The sequence below is a fragment of the Sphingomonas sp. genome, from assembly GCF_042096255.1.
In the GTDB taxonomy this organism is placed as follows: domain Bacteria; phylum Pseudomonadota; class Alphaproteobacteria; order Sphingomonadales; family Sphingomonadaceae; genus Sphingomonas.
In genome coordinates this window covers 1-22,760 of the sequence record NZ_JBELLZ010000033.1, presented here as the reverse complement: position 1 = coordinate 22,760, position 22,760 = coordinate 1, and the positions used below count along the sequence as shown (strand labels likewise).

Here is a 22,760-nt window from a genome sequence, read left to right as displayed (position 1 = left end):
CCGATCAGCACGGTCGATGCTGGTTTTAGGGTGTCACGGTAGACGTGGAGGAGCGCCGGCCCACCCGCATCTGAACGCACCTAACCCGGAACCGCGTTGATGCGAGCTCCGGGCTAGGCGTAGGATCGACCGTGGACCGATCTTTGGTCGGTCAGTAGAACTCGCCGTTGAACTCTTCCAAGCCCTCAGGGACGGGCTTTCGGCGCTTGGTGTTCACCCAATCGGCGACGATTTCAGCATCAGGACGACCGGAAGCCGGCAAAGCAGGCTCCTCGGTGCCGTCGAGAGGCGTCACCGACCACGCCGTCCGCTGAGATGTCGGTGTTCGCTTCAGCTCCAACCCCCGCAACACCTTGTTGGCGTTCTTCTTCAGTATCCAGCCGAAGCGGTCGCGGTTTATCTCCCCGTTTCGCTCGACGATGGGCAGTTCCCGCAGCGCCTCCGCAAACCCGGTTTCGCTGACTTGGGCGAGTTCGCGTACCATCATCGCCTTCGACCCGAAGCGCTTGAACCACTCTTGCATCAGGTTGCCAAGCGCCTCGCTGTCCGGGTCGCTGTCTAGCTGTTCGATAAGGCTGGTGGCTGGGTCGGGCTCCCCCAACGCGATAAGCGGATGACGCGCCATGTCGGCCCATTCGTCGCCATAGGTAGCTACGTAGGGCACGTCCGTACGGGGACAGCCGGCAGTGCGCCACGCCCTGATGATGGTCAGTGCCGCTGCGACATATCTACCCCTCTGTCGCTTTACCGCGTCAGCCGGTCGATCTGCATAGCGGAGCGTAGCGGGCGACGACGTACGGGGCGACAGGTAGATCGTCACCACACGACGGCACATGTCGCGCACTGGCCGCACGTTATTGCCTGTGCCCATGAAAAAGCACCGCGTGCTGACCGTTGCTGTCCGGTTCCCGCCGAGCAACCGATCCGCCATCGTCTCCGACGTCAGCATTCTGTTCATCGTGCCATGTGGCATCCAGTCCGTCTGCATGTCGTCGAAGATCGCCACCGCAGGCTTGGCGAGAAGCAGTGACATCATCTTCTTCGAAGCTTCGTCCTCCGATGTCGGGTAAGGGAGCGCCATCGGCTGACCCGGACCGGCGAACGGTCCGATTGTGGCGGCGAGATAGCTCTTGCCGCTGCTCGATCCTGACGCCGAGATGTTGAAGGCGGGAGCGAACGGGATCGAGCCGCGCGTGGTCGCGGTCAAAATGGCGCTTAGCGCAGCCGACATGTCGCCGGCGCTGCCGAAGTGGAACTCCCGGAGGAGGTGCCGCAGCAGCGCTAATGCCTCCCTTGCCGCAGCCTCTGTGGGCTCTGGAAGCGGATAGTCGTCGGGGTTGAAGTCGGCATAGACGTTGGACACCGGGTCGTAGCCGGGAACCGTGACCAGCGTGCCGTCCGCCCTGAAGTATGGTTGCCTCGCCAGCCCACCGAGCATCGGCAGAATGTCGTGACTCTGCGCCTTAAGAAGGAAGCTGACCACGTTCGGCTTGGGGTCGCAGCGCACGCACTTCTTCGAGCGTCCGTCGTACTTCTCCCAGTCCGCGACTTTACTCAGCGCTTTGATGAGGGCCTGATCGGACACCGCTTCCACGCCCAAGTCGCCGGACGCCTCGTCCCGTTTAAGAGCCACGAGGCGACCGCCGGAGTGAAAGTGCTGCCCGTTGACCGCAAGCAGATACTCGGCGGCTGCGCCAATCCGATTTATCTCTCCTTCGATGATCCTGATTCGAGGCTTGGTCCTCGCTTCCGCAGGCTCGACCTCCAGCCAATCGAGCAGAAGGTCGATGTGCAGCCGGTTTCCGTGTGCGTGTCCGCACGTGAAAGTACCGAGCGGCAAAACTTCGTTGGGCTCGGTATAAACAGCGACCGCATCGACCCCGTCTTCGTGCTCGTCGCTCCACGGGCAGGTGATGAGATGCCTTTCGATGCCGACTGGTGCCCGGTATAGCTTCTCCCGCTGAAGGGCGAGCAGCACCGGGTTCTGGGCCGGCGCGGGCGTGAACACGTCGCTCGCAACCATCGCCGGGAACGATCCGACACTTTTGAAAGGTGCCGGCTGCAAAGGGGGCAGAGGGGGTGCGGCTCCGCCACCTTTACCGGCTTCGGGGGTGTCGGTCGCCGAAGTTATCGGCGGCTTCTCCCCGCCCACGCCATCCAGCTGAGCGCTGAGATCGCCTCCTTCACCTCCTTCGCACGGGACATGCGGGAAGATCGGCAGCACGGTTGCTGCATCTCGCTCTGTGGCGAATGACGGAGGATAAGGGGTCGCAGCCTCGGTCGCCTCTGCGACGTCACTCGAAGCCTCGTCGGTCGAGGCGAAATGGTGCGCTTGGCTCGCTCCATTCTCGGAGTGATTCGACACACCGCCGACTGCAGGGGCGGGGTCGTTCTCAGTGATGATCAGTTTTCGGTTGGTCGGTTCTGCGTCCAAGACAATCCTTTTAGAGCAGGGTCGAAGCCCCGAGGAGTATATCCCTCTTGCTGCGTAAACCGCCGATCAGAGCTCGCTTCCATTCGGCGGGTGGAGCCGCATAGCGACAAACGGTGCGGTGTCAATAACCATCTGCCATCAGTGTCGCAGACGCATGACGACGAGGAGAGCGAGCACGCCAAGGAAAGCCAGGGGCTGAGCCTGGATCAAGCCCGCCACCACCATAAGGCCGAGTAGCCCAAGCGTTTCGCGAGGGGCGGTGAACAGGCTGTAGACCAGACCGATCAGCACAAAGAGTACCAGCACTGCCGCCGTCGCCTGCGCCGCAGCTAGGATAACGCAGGCGGTGATGAAGATGCCAAGCAGCCTCATACGGCGTAATGACGGCAGAGGAGGAGCAGTTCTGGCCAGATGCCCTCCGCGTCCGGAATGATCAGCACGTACGCGAAAGTCGAGCCGAAGCTCTGGATCATTACGAAGTGACCGTCCTCGCGGTCGAGGTGATCCCAGAATGGTCGAAAGCCCTTTGTGCCGAACCGGGCACCGTCGACCGGCTCGATCACAGGGGAGAAGCCAACCTCCCGCACAATGTCGTCCTCGCCATCGCCGGGCTCGACGACGAGGAACTCGGTCCAGTCCGTAAGGTCGCCGTCCGACGTGACCAGTGAGGCGAAGCGGCGTTCGAGGATACGATGTAGTTGCGAGTCGAGCTCGAGCGTCAGCACGCGCGCCATGGAGGCGCGGTCATAGATCGTGATCATGGCGGGTGTTCTCCTGACAAAGAAAAAGCCCGCGGGGCGGAGTGCCTTGCGAGCTGCGGGGCCGCGTCGGGGCGGCGGTTTCGATGATTTTCCTCGGATTTCTCGTCCGAGAGGGTGCGGGTGAGGACCGCTTACGGCGCGATTGTGTGTCCCTGTGCCGCCTGACGGAGCAGCAGGAGCAGTTCGGGAGCCGCACCGTCGCAGTCAGGCACTAGCAGGACGACGCCGAACCCATCGTCCGACAGGATCGTCACGGCCTCGTACCAGCCCCCATGAGCGGCCACCCATTCGAAGGCGGATGCGGTGACGAGGGGGTACCCGGCGGCATGCTCGATGCAAGCGACCGTGTCGCCTGGATCGACCACGATGAAGTGGACGAGTTCGCCGAGGTCGTACTCGTCGCCTGTGTCGGCGAGGAGTTGATCCCGCCGCCGTAACAGAAGCGTCTTGACGGCGGCGTCGACTGGTGAGTCAAGAACGCGGGCAAGAGACTTGAAATCGGTGATGTTGATCATGAGGGTCTCCAAAATCAAAAAGCCCCCGGCGGTTAGGCCGAGGGCTACGAGTAAGCGGTTATTGTTAAACTAGCGGAACGGATTGCTACAGCGGTTCAGCGAGGTAGTTACAAGACCGCTTAGCCTTACCCAGTCGGTAAGGGCCGTGTCGCCGAAGTATATGGCAATACGGCCTCCTATCTCCGATCCGGACAGATAAGTGTCAAACGTCTGTTTGCTACGTGCAAACGCAATCGCGACATTATTACCAACACGCACCACCTCCGCCTCGAACAGCGGATCGTCGATGTAAGATGCTGGCTCGATTCTGCCTGAACTGTCACGGAATGCAGGAAAATGATGGCGTACTCTGAGCATCCTTGTCGAGCCGACCTCCAGCTGCCAGGCAGGGTTGGAAAGGGCGAAGATTACCTCATCGGCTTCGGAAGCGCGGCGCTGTATGGTGAGGGTCGCGCCGGTTGAGTTGATCAGCTGAGCCTTGCAGGTGCCGCCGTTCTGGGTGAAGGTCCACACGCTGGCGGCTGATTGACCTGACGCTCCCGAGATCGGGGCGAAGATCGAAGCTGCTATGATGGCTGAGTATCGAGCGCACGTCGCCCATCGTCGTAGAGGCATGGTGTTCTCCCTTGGTGGTGAATGTGCTGCGGACTTGCGGCTTCGCGCGCCCGGGCGAGGGTGTCGCGCCGAAGTGCCGTGTGTATGTGCCGCATCGGTGTCGTCGCCCTACGTCGGGAGCGACCTTCGGCTCAGACCCTCGTGCCGCCCCTATGTACCTCTCGGGAGCGGCGGCCGAAGCCGGATGTTCGAAACCTGACCGTAGGCACAGGCGCATGCGCCTTTACCGTTGCCGGCTGGACATACGCGCATGCCACCCGGCCTCGAACGAATGTTCGCGACCGAGTTCCTACAGGTTGAGGTTTCGACGCCCCGCCCCCCGGCTTTCACGGGAGGCAAAGCGATCATGGTCAGGCTTGACGGCATTCGCAATAGGGGTGTGCCGCAAGCCGCCGGAAGGCCGCTGAGCCTTCATATAAGATGGCAGTACCTGCGCGCCCAATGACACGGCCTAACATTGGACACGGCAGCAGTGGAGCCGCTACGAGGGCAGTCGGACAACGAGTTGGCGAACCAATGGGACTATTGAAGGAAATGCCGGCACTCGCCTTGGATCAGGCGCAGCTCGCCCACTGGGGACAAGTTTGGCTAGGAACGGCTGGATCGCCAACTAAGCCGAAGAAGAAGGGCGATGCGCCTGTACCGAAGATGAAGGCGGCGAATTGCTTCGACAAGAAGCAAGGCATGGACTTCGGGATGGTGTTTGATAGCGCGTATGGCGCTGCACTTGCGGAGATGTTAGGAAACAGCGTCGCAAAACCGCTCGACAACTCGCTTCTTCCACCTGCTCCGGATGTTGTAGAGGTTGGAAAAACTCGCGTTGTTGGCGGCATCAGGCCCCAGAATTATGATGCTGCTTATAGGCCAGACGGCCCGAGAGTGGTCTATGATAGCAAGACGTTGAACGATGCTAGTAGTATCAGGAAAAACTGGCAAAACATGATCAACGATCTGGCTACAGAAGCGTCGACCGTCCATACCAGGTTTCCTTACTGCATCGTAAACTTTATTATTGCTTTACCAAGGCCGGCTCTACAACATGCCCAAGAGCAAGCGTTGATTAGAACATTGGAGCGTCTCGGATCACGAGACGATGAGCTCGATCAGCATCACCTTGCTGAAGCAATAAGCCTAGTTATTTGGAACCCTGAAGACGGTTCGATAGATCAGCAGTCCCCTCCCACTTCAAGCGGCTTGCGCTTAGAAACGATGCACGAGCGCATCTACAGCGCATACCAAGATCGCTACAGAAACCTACCACCACACGAAATTGAAGAAGCTACAGATGCGGCGGAGCCTAATGATGACGGGTCAGGGGTCATCTAGCCCGCCGGCCACGATCGCGCCTACGGTCTCTCATTTTGATCCAAATAGACTCTGCCCGTTTCACATCGGCTCTGGACAGGCCGAGACCCTCCGTCAGAACTTTGTGAGAGTTAAGTCGTAGTAGATCATCGACACCATGGTGCCGGAGAAGGCTATCCATTTCGGTCAGTGGTAAAGCGTGGTCGACGTTTGCCGGGACCAACAGGCGCTCGGCTTCTGTAGGCTCGAGTTCGAGTACGCCACCTCCATATGATCGACCTTCGATCTCGGCGGATGCGGCCGTCATGTAAGTGTATGCCGAGCTGATTAGAGCGTCGGCTGTGCAGCCGTGTACAGTCAATCTGTGGATCGTGTCAGTAGAGCAGGCATGGGCATCGTTCCGGATAAACCGTGGAAAGTCATAGATCTGGCGAAACAGAAAGCCGTCTGGCGTCCAAATTGAAGGCACATGATACCACGGGCTTCGGATGCTACACTTGTAACCAAGATGGTAGCCGTGCCTTTCGCCATCGCTAATATAGCTCGTCTGTGACTCGGTAAGCTTATTCATGTCTGAACGTATGTTCAGTAGGGCGACCCTCTCATCGGCGTCATAGAGTTTTTGCCAGTCCGACTCGGAAAAGATCGCCCCACGCAGGTGAGCCGATCTAGACGCGAGCTTCAGGAAGCAACCTTCGATGTTCAACGACCGTAGATCGGCCTGGCTAAGGACAAAGAATTTGTTCTTACCAGTTACAACCCCAACATCAACACTCGCGAAGTGGGACAACGTAGTCGCCACTTGAGATAGTCGAAGCTCCCGCATGAACTGGATCTCAGAAGCCGTAAGAAAATACTTTAGCCACTTCTCACTATCGCCGCACACCGCCTTATCATCAACGCCATTAGCAATGCCTCTTGGCGTTGTAGCAACAACGTCTGCGACCGTCTTGCGTTCGACGAGTCTTACTTGACACGCGGTTTCGGTATCAGCTTTCGCTCGCGCACCTTCCGCCAGTAGCAGCAAAACCTCTTGCTCTGCTCCTTCGAAAAAGAGCTCGTTACACGAGACCAGAGTTATACTGTCAAATCGCTGCGTCAGAAGCTTTCGCAGCTGAGCTGCGTAAGTAACCTGCAACAGCTCTGCTGGGATAACGAAGGCTAGTCGGCCACCTTTTCTTAAGGACTGCACCGCCGCCACCACGAACGGAACCCAAACATTCGTGAGCTTGTTTGGCTTAAGGCCCGCCGCAGACATAAGCGACATCGCTCTGGTCCTCGCAGGCTCCGGAAAAGACTGGTACCGAATGAACGGTGGATTACCAATTGCGACATCATAAAGATGGCCGCTATCCGATCGCTGAGAACGCCGTTCAAACCATCCAAAAAAGTCGTCCACCACGACGGCTTCGGAGCAATGATCGCCAAAGGCAGCAGCCCTGTTGCGCGCCTTGGCCGCTTCTTCGGTGGTCAACTCAACTCCGGACACCTGCCGTCCAATTGCATCCGATGTGGCGCCAAGGGATGCGAGAACCTCCATGCTAGCGATGATAAGATTGCCGTCCCCACAGCTCGGCTCCAAAATCCGTTCGTCTGCCGACCGGATGGCCCATTCTGCAAGCCACCGAGCAACCGGTGCGGGCGTGTAATAGCCCCCTCGAAGCTTATCGGTGTCGAGCGCCATGAAGCGGCCTGAGGGCGTGATCAGCGCTTGCGTGGGGGCCGACGAGCCCTTGTTCGCGATGGGACGCTTGGTATCGGCGGAAAGCGCCTTTTTGGGCCTTACTGTCACTTTCAAGCCCATCGATCTGTGCTCCCTATGTTCCGTTCTTCGTTAGTTCGAATTTGCACGATTGGCTACCATTGAGCGATGAAGCGCTCCAGGATCGAGTCGGCCTGCGACCGGTGCCGCCGGACTTTGAGGCCGCTCCCACTCCCCACCCACAGGAAGCCGCTTACGGAAGGAGCAGCGAAGCGTCGCCTAGGAGTAGGAGCGGTACTTGCGGTCGATGGATTGGCCATAAGCCGCCTGCATCCGCTCCGGCCCCATCAGCGCGCTGACCAGCATGAACAGCCCTGTTGCCGTGCACCCAAGATTCGCGGCGCTTCCCCTGAGTTACGTTAGATCACGCTGCCGAAAGCGGCTTAATTCAGACTAACGGCAGCTCTCACAATAAGTCCTGTTGGAGACGATTAGCCCACCGCTCCTTGTTGAAGTCACGTATAATAGGGCGCCTACCATCACCCCACCAAGAGTACGCTACGGAAGCAACAGCGACGCATCCCCGTACGAATAGAAACGATAGCCATTATCTATCGCATGGGCGTAAGCCGCCTTCATCCGCTCCAGCCCCATCAGCGCCGAGACCAGCATGAACAGGGTCGAGCGGGGGAGGTGAAAGTTGGTCAGCAGGCCGTCCACGCCGCGAAAGCGGTAGCCGGGGGTGATGAAGATCGCCGTGTCGCCCTCGAACGGGCGGATCACGCCATCCTCGCCCGCGGCGCTCTCGATCAGGCGCAGCGAAGTGGTGCCGCAGGCGATCACCCGGCCACCCGCGGCACGCACGGCATTCAGCCGATCGGCGGTGGCGGCGTCGATGCGGCCCCATTCGGCGTGCATCGCGTGATCGGCGGTGTCCTCGGCCTTGACCGGCAGGAAGGTGCCCGCGCCGACGTGCAGCGTCAGCGTCGCATGACCGATCCCGCGCGCTGTCAGCGCCTCCATCAGCGCGGGGGTGAAGTGGAGCGCCGCAGTGGGGGCAGCGACCGCCCCCTGCTCGCGCGCGAACATCGTCTGGTAATCGTCGGCGTCGCGCGTGTCGGCGGCGCGGCGCGCGGCGATATAGGGGGGCAGTGGCATGCGCCCGGCGCGCTCCAGCAGCAGCTCGACCGGCTCGTCGCCCGCGAAGTCGAGCGCCCAGCTGCCGTCCGCGCCGCGATCGGAAGCCGTGGCGGAAACGCCGGCGCCGAAATCGATCGAGTCGCCGTCGCGCAGCCGTCGCGCGTTGCGGACGAAGGCACGCCAGCGGCGCGGTCCCTCGCGCTTGTGGAGGGTCGCGCCGATCCTTGCCCCAGGACCGCTTTGCGGACCGTCACCATGCGAACCGCGCGTGCCCTCCAGCTGCGCGGGGATCACGCGGGTATCGTTGAAGACCAGCAGGTCGCCCGCGCGCAGCAGATCGGGCAGGTCGCGGACGTGGCGATCGATCAGGGTGTCGTTCACCACCAGCATCCTGGCCGCGTCGCGCGGCTCGGCCGGGCGCAGCGCGATCCGCTCGGGCGGCAGCTGGAAGTCGAACAGGTCGACGCGCATCAGCGTGGCTGGGGCGTGCTTGCCTTCGGCCGGGTGCCCGGCAGGGTGGGCGCGGGCTCCTGCGAGGGGGCAGCGGCAGGCGCGGCCTGGTACGGCGGCGGATTGTCCGCACCGATATAGGCGTGGAGAATGCGCGTCGGGTTCGCCGGCGGCTCGCCCTTCTCGATCCCGTCGACATAGGCCATGCCGTCGATCACGCGGCCGAACACGGTGTATTTCTTGTCGAGGCTGAGGCGCGGCTGGAGGACGATGTAGAACTGGCTGTTGGCGCTGTTTTCCTTCTCCGCCCGCGCCGCCGCCACCGCGCCGCGGACATGCGGCAGCGTGTTGAACTCGGCGGGCAGGTCGGGAAGCTGCGAGCCGCCGGTGCCGTCGCCCTTCGGATCGCCGCCCTGAGCCATGAAGCCGTCGATCACCCGGTGGAAGGTGAGCCCGTCATAGAAGCGCTGGCGGGTGAGCGTGCGGATCCGCTCCACCATCTGCGGCGCGATGTCGGGACGCAGCTGGATCGAGACGCGGCCGCCATCCGACAGGTCGAGCAGCCAGAGGTTCTCGGCGGACGCGGCGGGCGCGATCACCGAGGCCGCTTTGGCGACAGCCGGGGCGGGGGCCGGCTCCGCAGGCGTGGCCGCGGGTGGAGGCGTCTGCGCGGCGGCGAGCGTCGCGGACAGGAGGCAGGGGACAAGACAGAAAGAAAGACGCATCGGGCACCGGCAAGCAAGGCGGAACAAGGATCCCCCGCCTAGACGAGTCCGTCGCTTGCGCCAACGTGAACGTCGCCGCGCTCCGTTGCGCGCGAAAGCGGAGCCGCGTCGGTCAGGACCGCTGCACCCGGGTAGCGATCATGCCGCCTCCCGGACGCGTCGCCGCGCCTCCGCGATGTCCCGTACCGGAGGATTGCCGAACAGCCGGCGATACTCGCGCGTGAACTGGGGCACGCTTTCATATCCCACCGCATAAGCGGCGTTGCTGGCGGGTGCGCTCTCCGCCAGCATCATCCGCCGGGCCTCGATGAGGCGCAGCTGCTTCTGGAACTGGAGCGGCGACAGCGAGGTGACCGCCCGGAAATGATGGTGGAAGGTGGAGGGGCTCATGCCGGCAAGCGCCGCCAGCCGCTCGACCGGAAGGGGCGAGGCATAGTCGCAACGGATCGCCTCCACTGCCCGCGCGATCCGACGGGCGTGACTGTCGGGGAAGCCGAGGTGGCGGATCGCGGGACCATGCCGGCCAGCGAGGAGCCAATAGTGCATCTCCCGCACCAGCTGCGCCTTGAGCATCGGGATCGAGGCCGGCCGATCGAGCAGCCGCACCATGCGCAGCGCGGTGTCGGCCACCTCGGCATCGGTCGGCTGCAGGGTCAGCGGCGCACGATCGTCGATCGGCACCGCCTTCATCTCGTTCGACAGCTCGGCGATCAGCGCCGGATTCAGGTACAGCGCGAAGGAGAGATAGGGAGCCATGCGGCTGGCGCGGCTGATCTGGCTTACGGTCGGCACGTCGGCGGTGATCAGCATCGAATCGCCGCCGCTGAACGCCAACGTGCGGCTGCCCATCGTCACGTCCTTGGTGCCCTGCACGACCAGGCAGATCAGCGGGCGCTGGATGCCATATTGCAGCTCCCCGGTGGCGGTGGTCCGCACCAGGCTCAGGCCCGGGATGGGCGCATGCGCGATGCCGAGCGGATCGGCATGGGCCTCGGTGTAGCGACGGATCGCCTCCAGGAGCGGCTGGGTCATGGCCGCCACATACTACAGGCCGGGTGTCGCACGAAGCGGATCCGGAGGATCAGGCAAGCCGTCTCCAGCTTCGGGCAACTGCGGCCGTCCGTTCGCCGCCACATCCCGGGAGCCGGACGAGGACGGGCCTCGCCACGGCAACGAGGAGACCGAACATGCGCAAGATCTTGATCGTTCTGTCCGCCGCCGAAACCTGGACCCGTGCGGACGGCTCCAAGTACGAGAGCGGTGTCTGGGCGGAGGAGTTCGTCGTCATGGACGAGACGTTCGTCGCGGCGGGCTGTGCCGTCGACATCGCCACGCCGGGGGGCGTCGCGCCGACGATCGACCCGCATTCGATGAACCCCGCGGTGGTGGGGCAGGAGAATGTGGATCACTTCCGCGCCTATCTCGACCGCATCGCCGACCGCCTTGCCCATCCACTGGTGCTCGCCGACGTGATCACGCGGCAGTATGACGCGGTGGTGATCCCCGGCGGGCACGGACCGGTCGAGGATCTCTACAAGGATGCGGACATGGGCCGGGTGCTGGTGGAGGCGCAGGGCTCGGGCACGATCATCGCGCCGGTCTGCCACGGCCAGGCCGCGCTGCTCGCCGCGCAGGACGCCGAGGGCAAGTGGCTGTTCGCCGGTCGCCGGATGACCGCCTTCAGCGACGAGGAGGAAGTCGAGCTGGGCACCGCGGACAATGCGCCATGGCTGCTGGCGCAAACGCTGCGCGAAGCAGGTGCGGTCTATGAGAAGGGGCCGAACTGGGGCGCCTGTGTCGTCACCGACGGAAACCTGCTCAGCGGCCAGAATCCGGCATCGAGCGCGCCGCTGGCCGATGCGGTGCTCGCCGCGCTTCGCTGATCACGATTGCGGGGCCGGCCGATCGCGTCGGTCCTCTCGCACGGGAGAACTTCCATGACAAACACCACTCCGCATCGCGGCGTCGTCATGTCCGGTGACGATGGCGCGGATGGCGCCAAGGCCTTCTCGATCCTGATCGAGGCGCGGCCCGGGTGCGAGGACGAGGTCATCCGGATGCTGGCGGACATCCGGGCCTGCGTCGAGCACGAGCCTGCCACCGGCCCCTGGTATGCCTATCGCCTGTCCGCGACGCAGTTCGCGATCTTCGAGGCGTTCCCGAACATCGCGGGGCGCGACGCCCATGTCGCCGGTGGCGGGGGCGACATCTTCCGCGATGTGGCGCGCATGAACCGGATTCTCGCCAGCCCTGCGCAGGTCCGCAAGGTCGACGTGCTGTTTGCCAAACAGCTGTTCGCCTGAGACGGGGAGAGGGAAGAAGTGGTGCCCAGGGGCGGAGTCGAACCACCGACACGACGATTTTCAGTCGTCTGCTCTACCACTGAGCTACCCGGGCATTCCGATACGCGATCGGAAGGCGGCTCCCTTAAGCGGCACTGCAAGGGCTGTCCAGCGGATTAGTGCAGCCTGACACGCACAAAAAAGGGCCCGGTACGTTGCCGTACCGGGCCTTGAGGTCGTCCGCAGGAGGAACGTCGGTGGGTGGCGGGTCTGGCGCCCGCCGGCCCGATCCGGTCAGTAGTTGTAGGCGCGCTCGCCGTGCTCGTTGATGTCCAGGCCCTCGGCCTCGACCTCGGCGGTGGGACGCAGCCCGATGGTGTATTTGAGCGCCAGGAACAGCGCGGCGCTGACCACGCCGGTCCACAGCACGGTGGTGCCGACCGCCCAGATCTGGGTGATCACCTGGCCCGCCATATCGTACTCGCCGGCCTTGGCGACCGGCGCGGTGTAGTCGATCCAGCCCTGGCCGCCGAGCGCCGGGTCGGCGACGATGCCGGTGCCGATCGCGCCGATGATGCCGCCAATGCAGTGGATGCCGAACACGTCCAAAGTGTCGTCATACTTGAGCGCGTTCTTCACGGTGGTGACGAAGACGAAGCACACGCCGCTGGCGACCGCGCCCAGGATGATCGCGGTGCCGGGGTGGGCGAAGCCCGCCGCCGGGGTGATCGCGACGAGGCCGGCGACCACGCCCGAGGCCGCACCCAAGAGCGACGGCTTCTTGTGGACGATCTGCTCGATCACCGCCCAGGCCACACCTGCCGCGGCAGTGGCGGTGAAGGTGTTGATGAAGGCCAGTGCACCGAAGGCGTTCGCTTCCAGGCCCGAACCCGCGTTGAAGCCGAACCAACCCACCCACAGCAGCGATGCGCCGATCATGGTCATGGTCAGCGAGTGGGGCGGCATCGGCTCCTGCTTGAAGCCCAAACGGGGCCCGATGATGAGGCAGCCGACCAGCCCCGCGATCCCGGCATTGATGTGCACCACGGTGCCACCGGCGAAGTCGAGCGCGCCCCAGCCCCAGAGGAGCCCGCTGTCGTCCGGCGCGGCGTGGAGGAAGTCCGGGCCCGCCCAATACCAGACCATGTGCGCCAGCGGGAAATAGGCGAGAGTCAGCCACCCGACCACGAACAGGATTAGCGGCGTGAACTTCACCCGTTCCGCGAACGCGCCGACGATCAGCGCCGGCGTGATGCAGGCGAAGGTCATCTGGAAGATCACGAAGACATATTCGGGCAGATAGATGCCGTTGGAGAAGGTCGCGGCGAAGGTGGTGGGCGACACGCCCGCCAGGAACGCCTTGTCCAAGCCGCCGAACAGCTTGGGGAAGGGGGTGCCGGTGGAGGTGAAGGCCATCGAATAGCCCCAGCCGAACCAGACCAGCGAGGCGACGCAGACGATGGTCAGCACCTGCATCAGCACGCTGAGCATGTTCTTGGTGCGGACCAGGCCGCCGTAGAACAGCGCCAGTGCGGGCACCGACATCATCAGCACTAGCGCGGAGGCGACCAGCATCCAGGCGACGTCGCCCTTGTTGACCATTTCCGCGGTCGGCGTGAACGCGGCCGGCGCCGCGGCGGCGGCGGGCGCCACCGTGTTCACCACCGCTTCGGCGGCGTTGCCCACGGCGTCGGCGGCATTCTCGGCCGCCTCCTGTGCCCAGGCGGGCAGCGCGGCGAGGAGGCCGAGGCCCAGCCCGCCGGCACCCGCGATCGACTTCAACAGCTTCATTCGCAAACCCCCCGGTTAAAGCGCGGTCTCGTCGGTCTCGCCGGTGCGGATGCGCACCGCCTGGCCGACGTCGAGCACGAAGATCTTGCCGTCGCCGATCGCGCCGGTGTTCGCGGCGGACTGGATCGCCTCCACCACCCGGTCGGCGACATCGGCGCCGCAGACGATCTCGATCTTGATCTTGGGCACCATGTTGGTGCTGTACTCGGCGCCACGATAGATCTCGGTCTGGCCCTTCTGACGGCCGAACCCCTTGACCTCGGTGACCGTCATCCCCGCCACGCCGACACCGGTGAGGGCTTCTCTCACCTCGTCCAGCTTGAACGGTTTGATGATTGCTATGACCAGCTTCATCGCGCCCCCTTTCGTTACCCGGGGGCGAAGGTACGCAACGGTCGTGCCAGCCGCGTTTCCTCGGTGACAGCTTGGTTACACAGGTTAACGGGCGTTAGTTTTTGTGCAGCGCGGCGCGAGTGCCGCTTTTTCGGGCAGTTCAGGCGGCGTCGATGATGCGGCGCGCTTGCACGAGGTCATCCTCATCCACCATCACGCGCACGGGGATCAGCAGCCAGCTGCCGTCGGCGATCGAGGTGCCGCCATCGAAGGCGACCGCGTCGATCCCCTCGCTGGCGAGTCGCCCCACCAGGATGTTGGCGAGGTTGCGATCGAATCGGCCGAGTTCCACCAGCGCCATCAGGGCAGCGCCGCGGGCAGGCGGGTCGGCAGGCCGTCGATGCTGCGCGCGCCTTCCGACTGCCAATCGGCGAGCAGTGTCTCCGGCGTGTACTTCGCATTATATTTGTTGAGCGTCTCGCGCTCGCGCACCAGGGCCATCTGCGGCACGCCCCAGCCGCACGAGGTCTGCACCTCGTCGATCGCGACCACGAAGATTTGGCGGGTGCCGGGCAAAGCGGGGAACAGCGGGTGCAGCGCGCTCCACTCGGCGTCCTGCGGCAGCACCGCGCGGCCGCGGCCATAGATACGGAAGATCAGCGCCGGCTGGTCGAAGGCGCAGAACATCACGGTGATCCGGCCGTCGGCGAGCAGGTGCGCATTGGTCTCGTTGCCCGAACCGATCACGTCCAGATAGGCCACTGCCCGATCGTCCAGTACGCGGAACGTGTCCATCCCCTTGGGGCTCAAGTTGATCCGCGCGCCCTCCGCGGTGGTGGCGACGAAGAACACCGGCTGCTTGGCGATGAACGCGCGATGCTCTTCGGTGAGGGCTGGGAAGAACTTGGCCATGCCTGGCTCCGCGTTGACGCGCATGGGTCATGCGCATAGACCATAGGCATGAAGCACGATCCAATCGCGACCGGCAAGCGCAAAGCGGTAAACCTTTCGCTCGATACGGGGGTCGTCGAAGCGGCGCGCGCCGCTGGCATCAACCTGTCGAGGACGTGCGAGGCCGCGTTGCGCGATGCCGCCAAGACCGAACGGGATCGGCGCTGGAAGGAAGAGAACCGCGGCTGGGCGGAGGCGGTAAACCGCTGGGTGGAACAGAATGGCCTTCCGCTCGAGAAGTATCGCCTGTTCTGATGGCGCAGTTCGACGTGTTTCGCGCGTCCGATGGCACACTCCTGCTCGATTGCCAGTCCGAAGCAATGGAGTATCTGGAGACCCGGCTCGTGGCGCCGCTGATCGCGCTCGTCGATGCGCCGCCACGACGTCCGCACCTCAACCCGATCTTTGATCTGGATGGGCAGACCTATGTGATGCTGACCCAGTTTGCCGCGGCGGTGTCGTCGGGCGAGCTGCGGGCGCGGGTCGCGCATCTTGGTCAGCACCGGTTCGAGATCATCGGCGCTTTCGACATGCTGCTCACCGGCGTTTGAGCCTGTTCGGGGAGCGGCTCAGGCCGCCGTCCCGCCCACCGTCAGCCCCTCCACCAGCAACGTCGGCTGGCCGACGCCCGCGGGCACGCTCTGCCCGCCCTTGCCGCACATCCCCACGCCCTCGTCCAGTGCGAAGTCGTGGCCGACGCCGGTCACCTTGGTCAGCACGGTCGGGCCGTCGCCGATCAGCGTCGCGCCCTTGATCGGCGCGCCGAGCTTGCCGTTCTCGATTTTGTACGCTTCGGTGCAGCTGAACACGAACTTGCCCGAGACGATGTCCACCTGGCCGCCGCCGAAGCTCTTGGCGAAGATGCCGTTCTTCACGCGCGAAAGCAGCTCGGCGGGATCGTCGCGGCCCGCCTTCATGAAGGTGTTGGTCATCCGCGGCATCGGCGCATGCGCGAAGCTCTCGCGACGCCCGTTGCCGGTGGCGGGCACGCCCATCAGCCGGGCGTTGAGCCGGTCTTGCATATAGCCTTTAAGGAAGCCGTCCTCGATCAGGATCGTCTCGCGCGTCGGCGTGCCCTCGTCGTCGATCGACAGGCTACCGCGCCGGTCGGGGATCGAGCCATCGTCGACGATGGTGATGCCGCGCGCCGCCACCTGCTCGCCGATCCGGCCGGAGAAGGCGCTGGTGCCCTTGCGGTTGAAGTCGCCTTCTAGCCCGTGCCCGATCGCCTCGTGCAGCAGCACGCCCGGCCAGCCCGGCCCGAGCAGCACGGTGAACTCGCCCGCCGGCGCGGCAACCGACTCGAGGTTCACCAAAGCCTGCGTCAGCGCCTCGTCGATCGCCCGGTTCCAGGTCTTCTCGTCGAACAGCGAGTCGTAGAGATAGCGGCCGCCGATCCCGAAGCTGCCCGTCTCGCGCCGGCCGTTCTGCTCGGCGACGATCTGGACGTTGAGGCGGACCAGCGGGCGCACGTCGGTGGCGACGAACCCGTCGGGACGGACGATCTCCACCACGCTCCAGGTTCCGCTGAGCCCCACCGAGACCTGCACGACGCGCGGATCACGCGCGCGCGCCGCGGCGTCGATCGTCTGGCAAAGGTTCACCTTGTCGGCGAAAGGGACGAGATTGAGCGGATCGCCATCGGTATAGAGGTGGCGGTTGGTCCGCTGCGGCGGCGGCGCCTTGGGCTGTGCGCTCGGATCGATCAGCGCCATCGTCTCGGCAGCGCGCTTGATCGCGGCCTCGGACAGTTCGTTGGCATGGGCGAAAGCGGTCATCTCGCCCGAGACCGCGCGCAGCCCGAAGCCCGCATTGGTATCGTAGCTGGCGGTCTTCAGCCGCCCGTCATCGAACCCGAACGCCTCGGCGCGACGATATTGCAGGTAGAGCTCGCCATCATCGGCCCGGCCGAGCGCCTCGGCGGTGAGGCGCTGGGCGGCATCGGGATCGAGGGAGTCGCGATACAGAAAGCTGCGGGGATCAGGTGCGGTCATCGGCCTGATATAAGCGGCTTACCGCGGGGCGCCACCTTCGCCTTGGTTCAGACCGACGCACCCTCCGAGATATCCGGCAGCGTCGCCTGGTCGGCGCCGTCCGCCGGCCCGCCGATCAGCACGAAGCGGCGGTCGCAATAACCGCAATCGACATAGCCCTCGTCGGCGTCGATCTGGAGCCAGACGCGCGGATGGCCGAGCGCCGGGGCGATCCCGTCATGCGCGCCGTCGCAGGCGACGCGGGGGGTGGAGACGCGGGTGACTTGCGGAGGGGCGATCATGCCCGCGCCAATATCAACCGCGCCCCTGCCTAGCAATCGCGCCCGCACGCGCGTAACGCGCCGCGCATGACCCCCGAGCCCCTCGACGCCGCCATCTCGATCCGCGACCTGTGCAAGACCTATCAGGGCGGCAAGCGCGCGCTGGACGGGGTGACGTTCGATGTGCCCCGAGGGCAGATCTTCGGCCTGCTCGGCCCCAATGGCGCGGGCAAGTCGACGCTGATCAACATCCTTGCCGGGCTGGTCAACAAGACCAGCGGCGCGGCCTCGATCTGGGGGTTCGACATCGACGCGCACCCGCGCAACGCCAAGGCGTCGATCGGCATCGTCAACCAGGAGATCCTGTTCGACCCCTTCTTCACCCCGATCGAGACGCTGGAGATCCAGGCGGGGCTGTACGGCGTGCCCAAGGCAGAGCGCCGCAGCATGGACCTGCTGCGCGCGGTGCACCTGGAGGACAAGGCCAACGCCTATGCCCGCACCCTCTCGGGCGGCATGAAGCGGCGGCTGATGGTGGCCAAGGCGATGGTCCACCAGCCGCCGGTGCTGGTGCTCGACGAGCCAACCGCGGGCGTCGATATCGAGCTGCGCCAGCAGCTGTGGGCCTATGTGCGCGAGCTGAACGCCGGCGGGGTGACGGTGGTGCTGACCACCCACTATCTCGAAGAGGCCGAGGAGCTGTGCGACCGGATCGCGATCATCAACCACGGCCAGGTCGTCGCCAACGAGCCGACGCGGACGCTGGTCGGCCGCGCCACCGAGAAGCTCGTCGAGGTGACGGTCGACCGCGAAGTCGCCGCGCTCCCCGCCGCGCCCTGCTTCCAGAAGATCGAGCTCAAGGGCGATCGCACGCTTTCGATCGTCTATGGCAAGGACAAGGTGAACGCGGGCGAGGTGCTGGACGCGGTGCAGCGCGCCGGCTTCGGCATCGTCGACGTCTCCACCCGCGAGGCGGACCTCGAAGACGTGTTCCTCAGCCTGACGCGCGCTGCCTGACCGCTCAGAACCGCGCGTTGATGCCCGACCAGACGCGCGCTCCGCCGATCAGCAACGGCGTGATCCCGAAGTACGGTAGCCGAGCGATCACCCGCCCCGCCAACCGCGGGCTGCCGGCCAGCAACAATTCGATGCGGTTAGAGGATGATGTCGGCCGCCTGCAGCAGGGTGTCGGAGACAACGCGGATGACGAGGTCGGCAATGCGATCGGAGTTGACGTCGCCTTGCAGGGTGAAGCTGCCATCTCCGTTCGCCTCCACGCGCAGCACGTTCGGATCGCCGTCGAATGCCGCCTCGCCGATGAAGGTGAACCGCGCATCCCGAAGCGCCTCGCTCACGTCGATCCTGTCGCCCTCGGCTGCGCTGAAGTCCGCGATCGTGTCGACGGCAACGCCAGACGGGTCCGCGACAAAGACGAACAGGTCGGCGCCCTTGCCGCCGAAGAGCCGGTCCGTGCCCGCGCCGCCGTCCAGCACGTCACGCCCGTTTCCGCCCGCCAGCACGTCACCGCCGCGCCCTCCGAACAGCTGGTCGTCCCCGCCTCGGCCGAAGAAGGTGTCACGCCCGTTCATCCCGTCACGGCCGGGATCGCCCGACAACACGTCGTCTCCGCGGCCGGCGATCACCCGGTTGTCGCCCGCACCGGTGGTGATGGCGAGAGTCTCGAAACCGGTGAACGACTGGTCCTTCAGGTCAAGGGTGCCGCCGCCGGTCATCCGCAGCGACACGCCCGCGAGCAATCGCAGGTCCAGGTCCAGCGTGTCATCGCCTGGGCCCGCATCCACGCGCAGCACGAAAGCGCTCGCGGGCACGGAGCCATCCACCACCAGCGTGTCGTTTCCGCGCGTCAGATACGCCCGCACCTCCTCCACGCCGCTGAAGTCGGTCGCCTGACCCCTGGTCCGCACGATGTCGCCGGACAGTCCGCTGTCAGACGCCGCGACGCGGCTTCCCTTGTCGGTCGCGACGGAAAAGGCGCGGTAGTCGATCACCAGCCGATCATGCCCGGCATCGCCCAGGACCTGGCTTCGGCTGCCGTGCACGATGACGGTGTCGTCGCCGCCGCCGCCATAGGCATATGCCATGCCCGCGTCGTTGATCCGAATACGATCGTCGCCCTCCCCGGCATAGACCACCGCCGTGTCGATCCGTCCGATCCTGACCACATCGGCTTCGGCGCCGAGCGTAAGGCCGACGCTCTCCACCGCACGCACGCGGGTGCCGTTGGAAATGGCCAGGGTGAAATCATCGATCAGCACGGAGATCGGACCCCCGCTCAACTCCGTGGAGTAGAAGTCGCTGCCGTCACCGCAATCGATCGTGTCGACGCTGCCCTTGCTGATGAAGCCGTCGTATCCGGCGCCTCCCTTCACCCGGTTGGTGCCGCTCGCCAGCGCGAACCGATACGTCTCGAAGCCGGCGAAGCGCATGTCTGACCCGATCAGTCCGTTCGCGTCGGGAACCAGCCGAAGGTCCTGCAGCGCACCGAAGTCGGCGATCAGGAGGTCGTCCCCCGCGCCAGCGTCGATCGCTACGGCGCCGCCCATTGCCAAAGCCGCGAGGTCGAGCCGGACGAGGTCGTCCTGCGTGCCCAGGGTCACCTTCAGCGCTTCGATCCGCTCGAATCGGACCAGCGCGTCCGCCAGCCGGAAATCGCCTTCGAAACCCTGCGCGGTCGAGCGCACCTCGTAGGTCTGCGCGCCCGCCGGTCGGGAGCTGAAGTCGACAACCAGCGTGTCGAACCCAGCGCCGCCATCGACCAGATCGCTGCCCAGGCCCGCATCGATCCGATCGTTTCCATCCCCACCGGACAGCCGGTCGTTACCGCCGAACCCGAATATGATATCATCGGCCCTGGTGCCATAATAGCTGTCATCGCCCGTGGTGCCATTGTACCGCGCCATGTCGCTCTCCGCCGGCCCGCTTCGACTCGCTGTCCGCTGCCGCGAGCCGTACCATAGCGCCACCATATTGCAGACCGACGGTGATGCGGGCGGTTGCGATGCGGTGCCGAACATCGCAAGAGCGGCCATGCTCCGCGCTTCCGACCGGTCCGGCACCGCCCGCGTCGTTTTCGCCAACCGTTCGCTCGAAACGGCGTGGCGGCGAGGCTGGCTGGAGCGCCCGCCGCTGGAGCCCGAGGCGCTGCTCGCCCGCGCCCGCGCCAAGACGGGCCTGGCCAACGCGGGCGACGATATCGGCTGGCGCGAGCGGCTGGACCTGCTGGTCGAAGGCCTGCATGCCGATGCCGCGCTGACCGGACTGGGCCGGACGATCGCGCATGGCCAGCTCGTCGCCGCGCTCGCCAACCGGCTGCGCATGCATGCGCTTTGGCGGCGCCACCCGGACATCCTTGATGTACCGGTGCCCACGCCGATCATCGTGCTGGGCCAGATGCGATCGGGCAGCACGCGGATGCAGCGGCTGCTCGCGTGCGACCCGCGGCTTGCCTTCACCCGCTTCTACGAAAGCTGGAACCCGGTGCCGACGCGAACCGGCGGCGCCGACGATCGCTACCTGCGCGGCTGGGTGGCGCTGCGCTGCGCGCGCTGGCTTTCGCCGGAGTTCGACGCGATCCACCCCGCCACCACTCGCCAGGCGGACGAGGAGATCGGCTTCCACAACGTCTCGATCTTCGGCAGCGCGCTGGAGGCGCAGTGGCGCGTGCCCGGCTTTGCCGCGCATGGCGAGGCGGAGGACACCGTGCCCATCTATCGGGAGTTCCGCCGCCTGCTCCAGACCGTCGCCTGGCTGCGGCGCGACCGGACGACGCGACCTTGGATCCTGAAGCTGCCGCAGATGACGCAGGACCTGCCCGCGGTGCTCTCGGCCTTCCCCGACGCGCGGCTGGTGGTGCTCGACCGCGAGCCCGACGCGCTGGTCGCCTCGGCGGCGTCGCTGGTCCACAGCCAGATGCGGCTCCAGTCCGAAGCGGTCGACCCGCGCTGGATCGGCCGCGAGTGGCTGCGCAAGGTGGCGCTGCGCCGCCATCGCATGGCGGCGGCGCTCGCCGAGGCGAACGCACCACGCGTCGAGGTCTCTTATCAGGCGATCGGCGCCGACTGGCGAGGCGAGATGGCACGCGTCTATGCGATGCTCGGCCTGCCGCTGCTGCCGGAGGTGGCGGCGCGGATGGCGCGCTATCTGGCGCGGCCCCACCATCGCCGGCTCGATGCGCACCGTTACGACCTTGCCGACTTCGGGCTCGACCGCACGGACGTCGAGCGTGCGCTGTCCCCATCGCCCCCTGTCCTACATCCGGTGTTTCGTGCCATGCTGGAGGGATGATCCGCTCTTCCGCACCTGACGCCCCCTCCGCACCGTTGCAGCGCCTCAACCGCCTCAACCGCCTCAATTCGTCTCATCCCCGTGATGCGCGCGAGCGCCTCAACCGTCTCAATTCGTCCCCGGAGGCGCGCTGATGAACAGCGACGTCCTGATCGTCGGCTCGGGCGCCGCCGGGCTCACCGCCGCGCTGAACCTGGCGGATCGCTTCCGCGTCACCGTGATCGCCAAGGGCCGGCTGGACGAGGGCTCCACCGCCTGGGCCCAGGGCGGCATCGCCGCGGTGCTGGAAGCGGGCGACACGTTCGAGAGCCATGTCGAGGACACGATGGTCGCGGGCGCGGGGCTCAACGACCGCGACATCGTCGAGTTCGTGATCGAGAACGCCCCCGCCGCGATCGCGCGGCTCCAGCAACTCGGCGTACCCTTCGCCGAGGAGGATGGCGCGCTGCACCTGACGCGCGAGGGCGGGCATTCGCACCGTCGCATCGTCCATGTCGACGACGCGACCGGCTGGGCGGTGCAGCAGGCGCTGCTGCGCGCCGCGCAGGCGCATCCCAATATCACGATGGTGCCCGATCGGGTGGGCGTCGACCTCGCCACCTCGCGCCACGAGGCGCGCTATTCGGGCGCAGGCAACGTGTGGGGAGTCTATGCGGTCAACCGCGAGACCGGGCGGGTGGAGCTGTTCACCGCCCGCGCCACCATCCTGGCGACCGGCGGGGCGGGGCGCACCTACCTCTTCTCCACCGCGCCGCGCGGCGCGACCGGGGACGGGATCGCGATGGCGTGGCGCGCGGGCTGCCGCATCTCCAACATGGAGATGATGCAGTTCCACCCGACCTGCCTATACAATCTCGACGTCAAGAACTTCCTGATCACCGAGGCGGTGCGCGGCGAGGGCGGGCGGCTGATCAACCCGACCACCGGCAAGCGCTTCATGGCCTATTACGATGCCGAGCGGATGGAGCTGGCCCCGCGCGACGTGGTGGCGCGCGCGATCGACGCCGAGATCAAGCGCTACGGCCTCGATTACGTCCACCTCGACATCAGCCACATGCCGGCCGATTTCGTCCGGGGGCATTTCCCCAACATCCACGAGAAACTGATCGGCCTCGGCATCGACATGACCACCGGGCCGATCCCGGTGGTGCCCGCGCAGCATTACACCTGCGGCGGCATCGTCATCGACCGCGACGG

Annotated in this window: 24 protein-coding genes and 1 tRNA gene; 8 read left to right on the top strand and 17 right to left on the bottom strand. The window is 65.3% G+C overall.

Annotated elements, in window-relative coordinates; genetic code table 11:
* Positions 1-151: 151 nt before the first annotated feature.
* The 5 genes from ACFDTH_RS08325 to ACFDTH_RS08305 form a co-directional block, all read right to left on the bottom strand.
* A complete protein-coding gene (locus ACFDTH_RS08325) occupies positions 152-2,224 on the bottom strand; it encodes a hypothetical protein (protein ID WP_375287069.1) in 2,073 nt (690 codons plus the stop codon).
* Between the two features lie 348 nt (positions 2,225-2,572).
* The gene (locus ACFDTH_RS08320; RefSeq protein ID WP_375287068.1) at positions 2,573-2,806 is read right to left on the bottom strand and encodes a hypothetical protein; all 234 of its coding nucleotides are present in this window, start codon (positions 2,804-2,806) and stop codon (positions 2,573-2,575) included.
* The gene (locus ACFDTH_RS08315; RefSeq protein ID WP_375287067.1) at positions 2,803-3,195 is read right to left on the bottom strand and encodes a hypothetical protein; all 393 of its coding nucleotides are present in this window, start codon (positions 3,193-3,195) and stop codon (positions 2,803-2,805) included. Before ACFDTH_RS08315 ends, ACFDTH_RS08320 begins: the two co-directional genes overlap by 4 nt.
* Positions 3,196-3,326: 131 nt before the next feature.
* Positions 3,327-3,710, bottom strand: coding sequence for a hypothetical protein (locus ACFDTH_RS08310; RefSeq protein WP_375287066.1), 384 nt, complete (start codon positions 3,708-3,710; stop codon positions 3,327-3,329).
* Positions 3,711-3,779: 69 nt separating this feature from the next.
* A complete protein-coding gene (locus ACFDTH_RS08305) occupies positions 3,780-4,223 on the bottom strand; it encodes a hypothetical protein (RefSeq protein WP_375287065.1) in 444 nt (147 codons plus the stop codon).
* Positions 4,224-4,841: 618 nt separating this feature from the next.
* Between ACFDTH_RS08305 and ACFDTH_RS08300 the strand changes: the two genes are divergently transcribed.
* Positions 4,842-5,651, top strand: coding sequence for a hypothetical protein (locus ACFDTH_RS08300; RefSeq protein WP_375287064.1), 810 nt, complete (start codon positions 4,842-4,844; stop codon positions 5,649-5,651).
* On the opposite strand, the gene ACFDTH_RS08295 is transcribed toward ACFDTH_RS08300, so the two are convergent.
* From ACFDTH_RS08295 to ACFDTH_RS08280, 4 genes are all read right to left on the bottom strand, one after another.
* Positions 5,644-7,434 (bottom strand): N-6 DNA methylase, encoded by a 1,791-nt coding sequence (locus ACFDTH_RS08295; protein WP_375287063.1) that lies wholly within the window; start codon positions 7,432-7,434, stop codon positions 5,644-5,646. The genes ACFDTH_RS08300 and ACFDTH_RS08295 overlap by 8 nt on opposite strands.
* 456 nt (positions 7,435-7,890) lie before the next feature.
* Positions 7,891-8,943: a tRNA preQ1(34) S-adenosylmethionine ribosyltransferase-isomerase QueA gene (gene queA / locus ACFDTH_RS08290; RefSeq protein ID WP_375287062.1), complete on the bottom strand. Its 1,053-nt coding sequence runs from the start codon at positions 8,941-8,943 to the stop codon at positions 7,891-7,893.
* Positions 8,943-9,647 carry a peptidylprolyl isomerase gene (locus tag ACFDTH_RS08285; RefSeq protein ID WP_375287061.1) on the bottom strand — a complete coding sequence of 235 codons (705 nt, stop codon included), beginning with the start codon at positions 9,645-9,647 and terminating at the stop codon, positions 8,943-8,945. The genes queA and ACFDTH_RS08285 overlap by 1 nt, the downstream gene beginning before the upstream one ends.
* A 138-nt stretch (positions 9,648-9,785) precedes the next feature.
* Positions 9,786-10,679, bottom strand: a complete 894-nt coding sequence (locus ACFDTH_RS08280; RefSeq protein ID WP_375287060.1) for an AraC family transcriptional regulator N-terminal domain-containing protein — start codon at positions 10,677-10,679, stop codon at positions 9,786-9,788.
* Positions 10,680-10,834: 155 nt separating this feature from the next.
* Here ACFDTH_RS08280 and ACFDTH_RS08275 point away from each other — a divergent pair, with 155 nt between their 5' ends.
* Complete coding sequence (locus ACFDTH_RS08275; RefSeq protein WP_375287059.1) at positions 10,835-11,530, top strand: type 1 glutamine amidotransferase domain-containing protein; 696 nt, start codon at positions 10,835-10,837, stop codon at positions 11,528-11,530.
* A gap of 54 nt (positions 11,531-11,584) precedes the next feature.
* Entirely contained in the window at positions 11,585-11,950 is a 366-nt protein-coding gene (locus ACFDTH_RS08270; protein ID WP_375287058.1) for a putative quinol monooxygenase, read from the top strand.
* A gap of 19 nt (positions 11,951-11,969) precedes the next feature.
* Here ACFDTH_RS08270 and ACFDTH_RS08265 read toward each other — a convergent pair.
* The 5 genes from ACFDTH_RS08265 to ACFDTH_RS08245 all read right to left on the bottom strand — a co-directional run bounded on the left by ACFDTH_RS08265 (position 11,970) and on the right by ACFDTH_RS08245 (position 14,965).
* Positions 11,970-12,044: transfer RNA gene (locus ACFDTH_RS08265), tRNA-Phe, on the bottom strand.
* 179 nt (positions 12,045-12,223) lie between these two features.
* Positions 12,224-13,720: an ammonium transporter gene (locus tag ACFDTH_RS08260; RefSeq protein ID WP_375287057.1), complete on the bottom strand. Its 1,497-nt coding sequence runs from the start codon at positions 13,718-13,720 to the stop codon at positions 12,224-12,226.
* A 15-nt stretch (positions 13,721-13,735) separates the two neighbouring features.
* On the bottom strand, positions 13,736-14,074 hold the full coding sequence (locus ACFDTH_RS08255) for a P-II family nitrogen regulator (RefSeq protein ID WP_375287056.1): 339 nt from the start codon (positions 14,072-14,074) through the stop codon (positions 13,736-13,738).
* 139 nt (positions 14,075-14,213) lie between these two features.
* Positions 14,214-14,414, bottom strand: a complete 201-nt coding sequence (locus ACFDTH_RS08250) for a DUF2007 domain-containing protein (RefSeq protein ID WP_375287055.1) — start codon at positions 14,412-14,414, stop codon at positions 14,214-14,216.
* Positions 14,414-14,965: a pyridoxamine 5'-phosphate oxidase family protein gene (locus ACFDTH_RS08245; RefSeq protein ID WP_375287054.1), complete on the bottom strand. Its 552-nt coding sequence runs from the start codon at positions 14,963-14,965 to the stop codon at positions 14,414-14,416. Before ACFDTH_RS08245 ends, ACFDTH_RS08250 begins: the two co-directional genes overlap by 1 nt.
* Before the next feature lie 48 nt (positions 14,966-15,013).
* Between ACFDTH_RS08245 and ACFDTH_RS08240 the strand changes: the two genes are divergently transcribed.
* Positions 15,014-15,259, top strand: coding sequence for a type II toxin-antitoxin system CcdA family antitoxin (locus tag ACFDTH_RS08240; protein ID WP_375287053.1), 246 nt, complete (start codon positions 15,014-15,016; stop codon positions 15,257-15,259).
* Positions 15,259-15,555, top strand: coding sequence for a CcdB family protein (locus ACFDTH_RS08235; protein ID WP_375287052.1), 297 nt, complete (start codon positions 15,259-15,261; stop codon positions 15,553-15,555). Before ACFDTH_RS08240 ends, ACFDTH_RS08235 begins: the two co-directional genes overlap by 1 nt.
* 18 nt (positions 15,556-15,573) lie before the next feature.
* Here ACFDTH_RS08235 and tldD read toward each other — a convergent pair whose 3' ends face one another.
* Positions 15,574-16,998 (bottom strand): metalloprotease TldD, encoded by a 1,425-nt coding sequence (gene tldD / locus ACFDTH_RS08230; RefSeq protein WP_375287051.1) that lies wholly within the window; start codon positions 16,996-16,998, stop codon positions 15,574-15,576.
* 47 nt (positions 16,999-17,045) lie between these two features.
* Positions 17,046-17,279: a zinc-finger domain-containing protein gene (locus ACFDTH_RS08225; RefSeq protein WP_375287050.1), complete on the bottom strand. Its 234-nt coding sequence runs from the start codon at positions 17,277-17,279 to the stop codon at positions 17,046-17,048.
* 66 nt (positions 17,280-17,345) lie between these two features.
* Between ACFDTH_RS08225 and ACFDTH_RS08220 the strand changes: the two genes are divergently transcribed.
* Positions 17,346-18,275, top strand: coding sequence for an ABC transporter ATP-binding protein (locus ACFDTH_RS08220; RefSeq protein ID WP_375287049.1), 930 nt, complete (start codon positions 17,346-17,348; stop codon positions 18,273-18,275).
* A gap of 137 nt (positions 18,276-18,412) precedes the next feature.
* Here ACFDTH_RS08220 and ACFDTH_RS08215 read toward each other — a convergent pair whose 3' ends face one another.
* Positions 18,413-20,179: a calcium-binding protein gene (locus tag ACFDTH_RS08215; protein ID WP_375287048.1), complete on the bottom strand. Its 1,767-nt coding sequence runs from the start codon at positions 20,177-20,179 to the stop codon at positions 18,413-18,415.
* A gap of 127 nt (positions 20,180-20,306) precedes the next feature.
* Between ACFDTH_RS08215 and ACFDTH_RS08210 the strand changes: the two genes are divergently transcribed.
* Positions 20,307-21,563: a sulfotransferase gene (locus ACFDTH_RS08210; protein WP_375287047.1), complete on the top strand. Its 1,257-nt coding sequence runs from the start codon at positions 20,307-20,309 to the stop codon at positions 21,561-21,563.
* 133 nt (positions 21,564-21,696) lie between these two features.
* Positions 21,697-22,760, top strand: a 1,064-nt coding sequence (locus ACFDTH_RS08205) for an L-aspartate oxidase (RefSeq protein ID WP_375287046.1), incomplete at its 3' end; no start/stop codon positions are given.

What these genes read in the sequence shown, in the direction of transcription:
- ACFDTH_RS08320 (WP_375287068.1), bottom strand. Translation starts at nt 2,806, where the DNA reads ATGAGGCTGCTTGGCATCTTCATCACCGCCTGCGTTATCCTAGCTGCG.
- ACFDTH_RS08315 (WP_375287067.1), bottom strand. Translation starts at nt 3,195, where the DNA reads ATGATCACGATCTATGACCGCGCCTCCATGGCGCGCGTGCTGACGCTC.
- ACFDTH_RS08310 (WP_375287066.1), bottom strand. Translation starts at nt 3,710, where the DNA reads ATGATCAACATCACCGATTTCAAGTCTCTTGCCCGCGTTCTTGACTCA.
- ACFDTH_RS08300 (WP_375287064.1), top strand. Translation starts at nt 4,842, where the DNA reads ATGGGACTATTGAAGGAAATGCCGGCACTCGCCTTGGATCAGGCGCAG.
- ACFDTH_RS08295 (WP_375287063.1), bottom strand. Translation starts at nt 7,434, where the DNA reads ATGGGCTTGAAAGTGACAGTAAGGCCCAAAAAGGCGCTTTCCGCCGAT.
- queA (WP_375287062.1), bottom strand. Translation starts at nt 8,943, where the DNA reads ATGCGCGTCGACCTGTTCGACTTCCAGCTGCCGCCCGAGCGGATCGCG.
- ACFDTH_RS08285 (WP_375287061.1), bottom strand. Translation starts at nt 9,647, where the DNA reads ATGCGTCTTTCTTTCTGTCTTGTCCCCTGCCTCCTGTCCGCGACGCTC.
- ACFDTH_RS08280 (WP_375287060.1), bottom strand. Translation starts at nt 10,679, where the DNA reads ATGACCCAGCCGCTCCTGGAGGCGATCCGTCGCTACACCGAGGCCCAT.
- ACFDTH_RS08275 (WP_375287059.1), top strand. Translation starts at nt 10,835, where the DNA reads ATGCGCAAGATCTTGATCGTTCTGTCCGCCGCCGAAACCTGGACCCGT.
- ACFDTH_RS08270 (WP_375287058.1), top strand. Translation starts at nt 11,585, where the DNA reads ATGACAAACACCACTCCGCATCGCGGCGTCGTCATGTCCGGTGACGAT.
- ACFDTH_RS08260 (WP_375287057.1), bottom strand. Translation starts at nt 13,720, where the DNA reads ATGAAGCTGTTGAAGTCGATCGCGGGTGCCGGCGGGCTGGGCCTCGGC.
- ACFDTH_RS08255 (WP_375287056.1), bottom strand. Translation starts at nt 14,074, where the DNA reads ATGAAGCTGGTCATAGCAATCATCAAACCGTTCAAGCTGGACGAGGTG.
- ACFDTH_RS08250 (WP_375287055.1), bottom strand. Translation starts at nt 14,414, where the DNA reads ATGGCGCTGGTGGAACTCGGCCGATTCGATCGCAACCTCGCCAACATC.
- ACFDTH_RS08245 (WP_375287054.1), bottom strand. Translation starts at nt 14,965, where the DNA reads ATGGCCAAGTTCTTCCCAGCCCTCACCGAAGAGCATCGCGCGTTCATC.
- ACFDTH_RS08240 (WP_375287053.1), top strand. Translation starts at nt 15,014, where the DNA reads ATGAAGCACGATCCAATCGCGACCGGCAAGCGCAAAGCGGTAAACCTT.
- ACFDTH_RS08235 (WP_375287052.1), top strand. Translation starts at nt 15,259, where the DNA reads ATGGCGCAGTTCGACGTGTTTCGCGCGTCCGATGGCACACTCCTGCTC.
- tldD (WP_375287051.1), bottom strand. Translation starts at nt 16,998, where the DNA reads ATGACCGCACCTGATCCCCGCAGCTTTCTGTATCGCGACTCCCTCGAT.
- ACFDTH_RS08225 (WP_375287050.1), bottom strand. Translation starts at nt 17,279, where the DNA reads ATGATCGCCCCTCCGCAAGTCACCCGCGTCTCCACCCCCCGCGTCGCC.
- ACFDTH_RS08220 (WP_375287049.1), top strand. Translation starts at nt 17,346, where the DNA reads ATGACCCCCGAGCCCCTCGACGCCGCCATCTCGATCCGCGACCTGTGC.
- ACFDTH_RS08215 (WP_375287048.1), bottom strand. Translation starts at nt 20,179, where the DNA reads ATGGCGCGGTACAATGGCACCACGGGCGATGACAGCTATTATGGCACC.
- ACFDTH_RS08210 (WP_375287047.1), top strand. Translation starts at nt 20,307, where the DNA reads ATGCTCCGCGCTTCCGACCGGTCCGGCACCGCCCGCGTCGTTTTCGCC.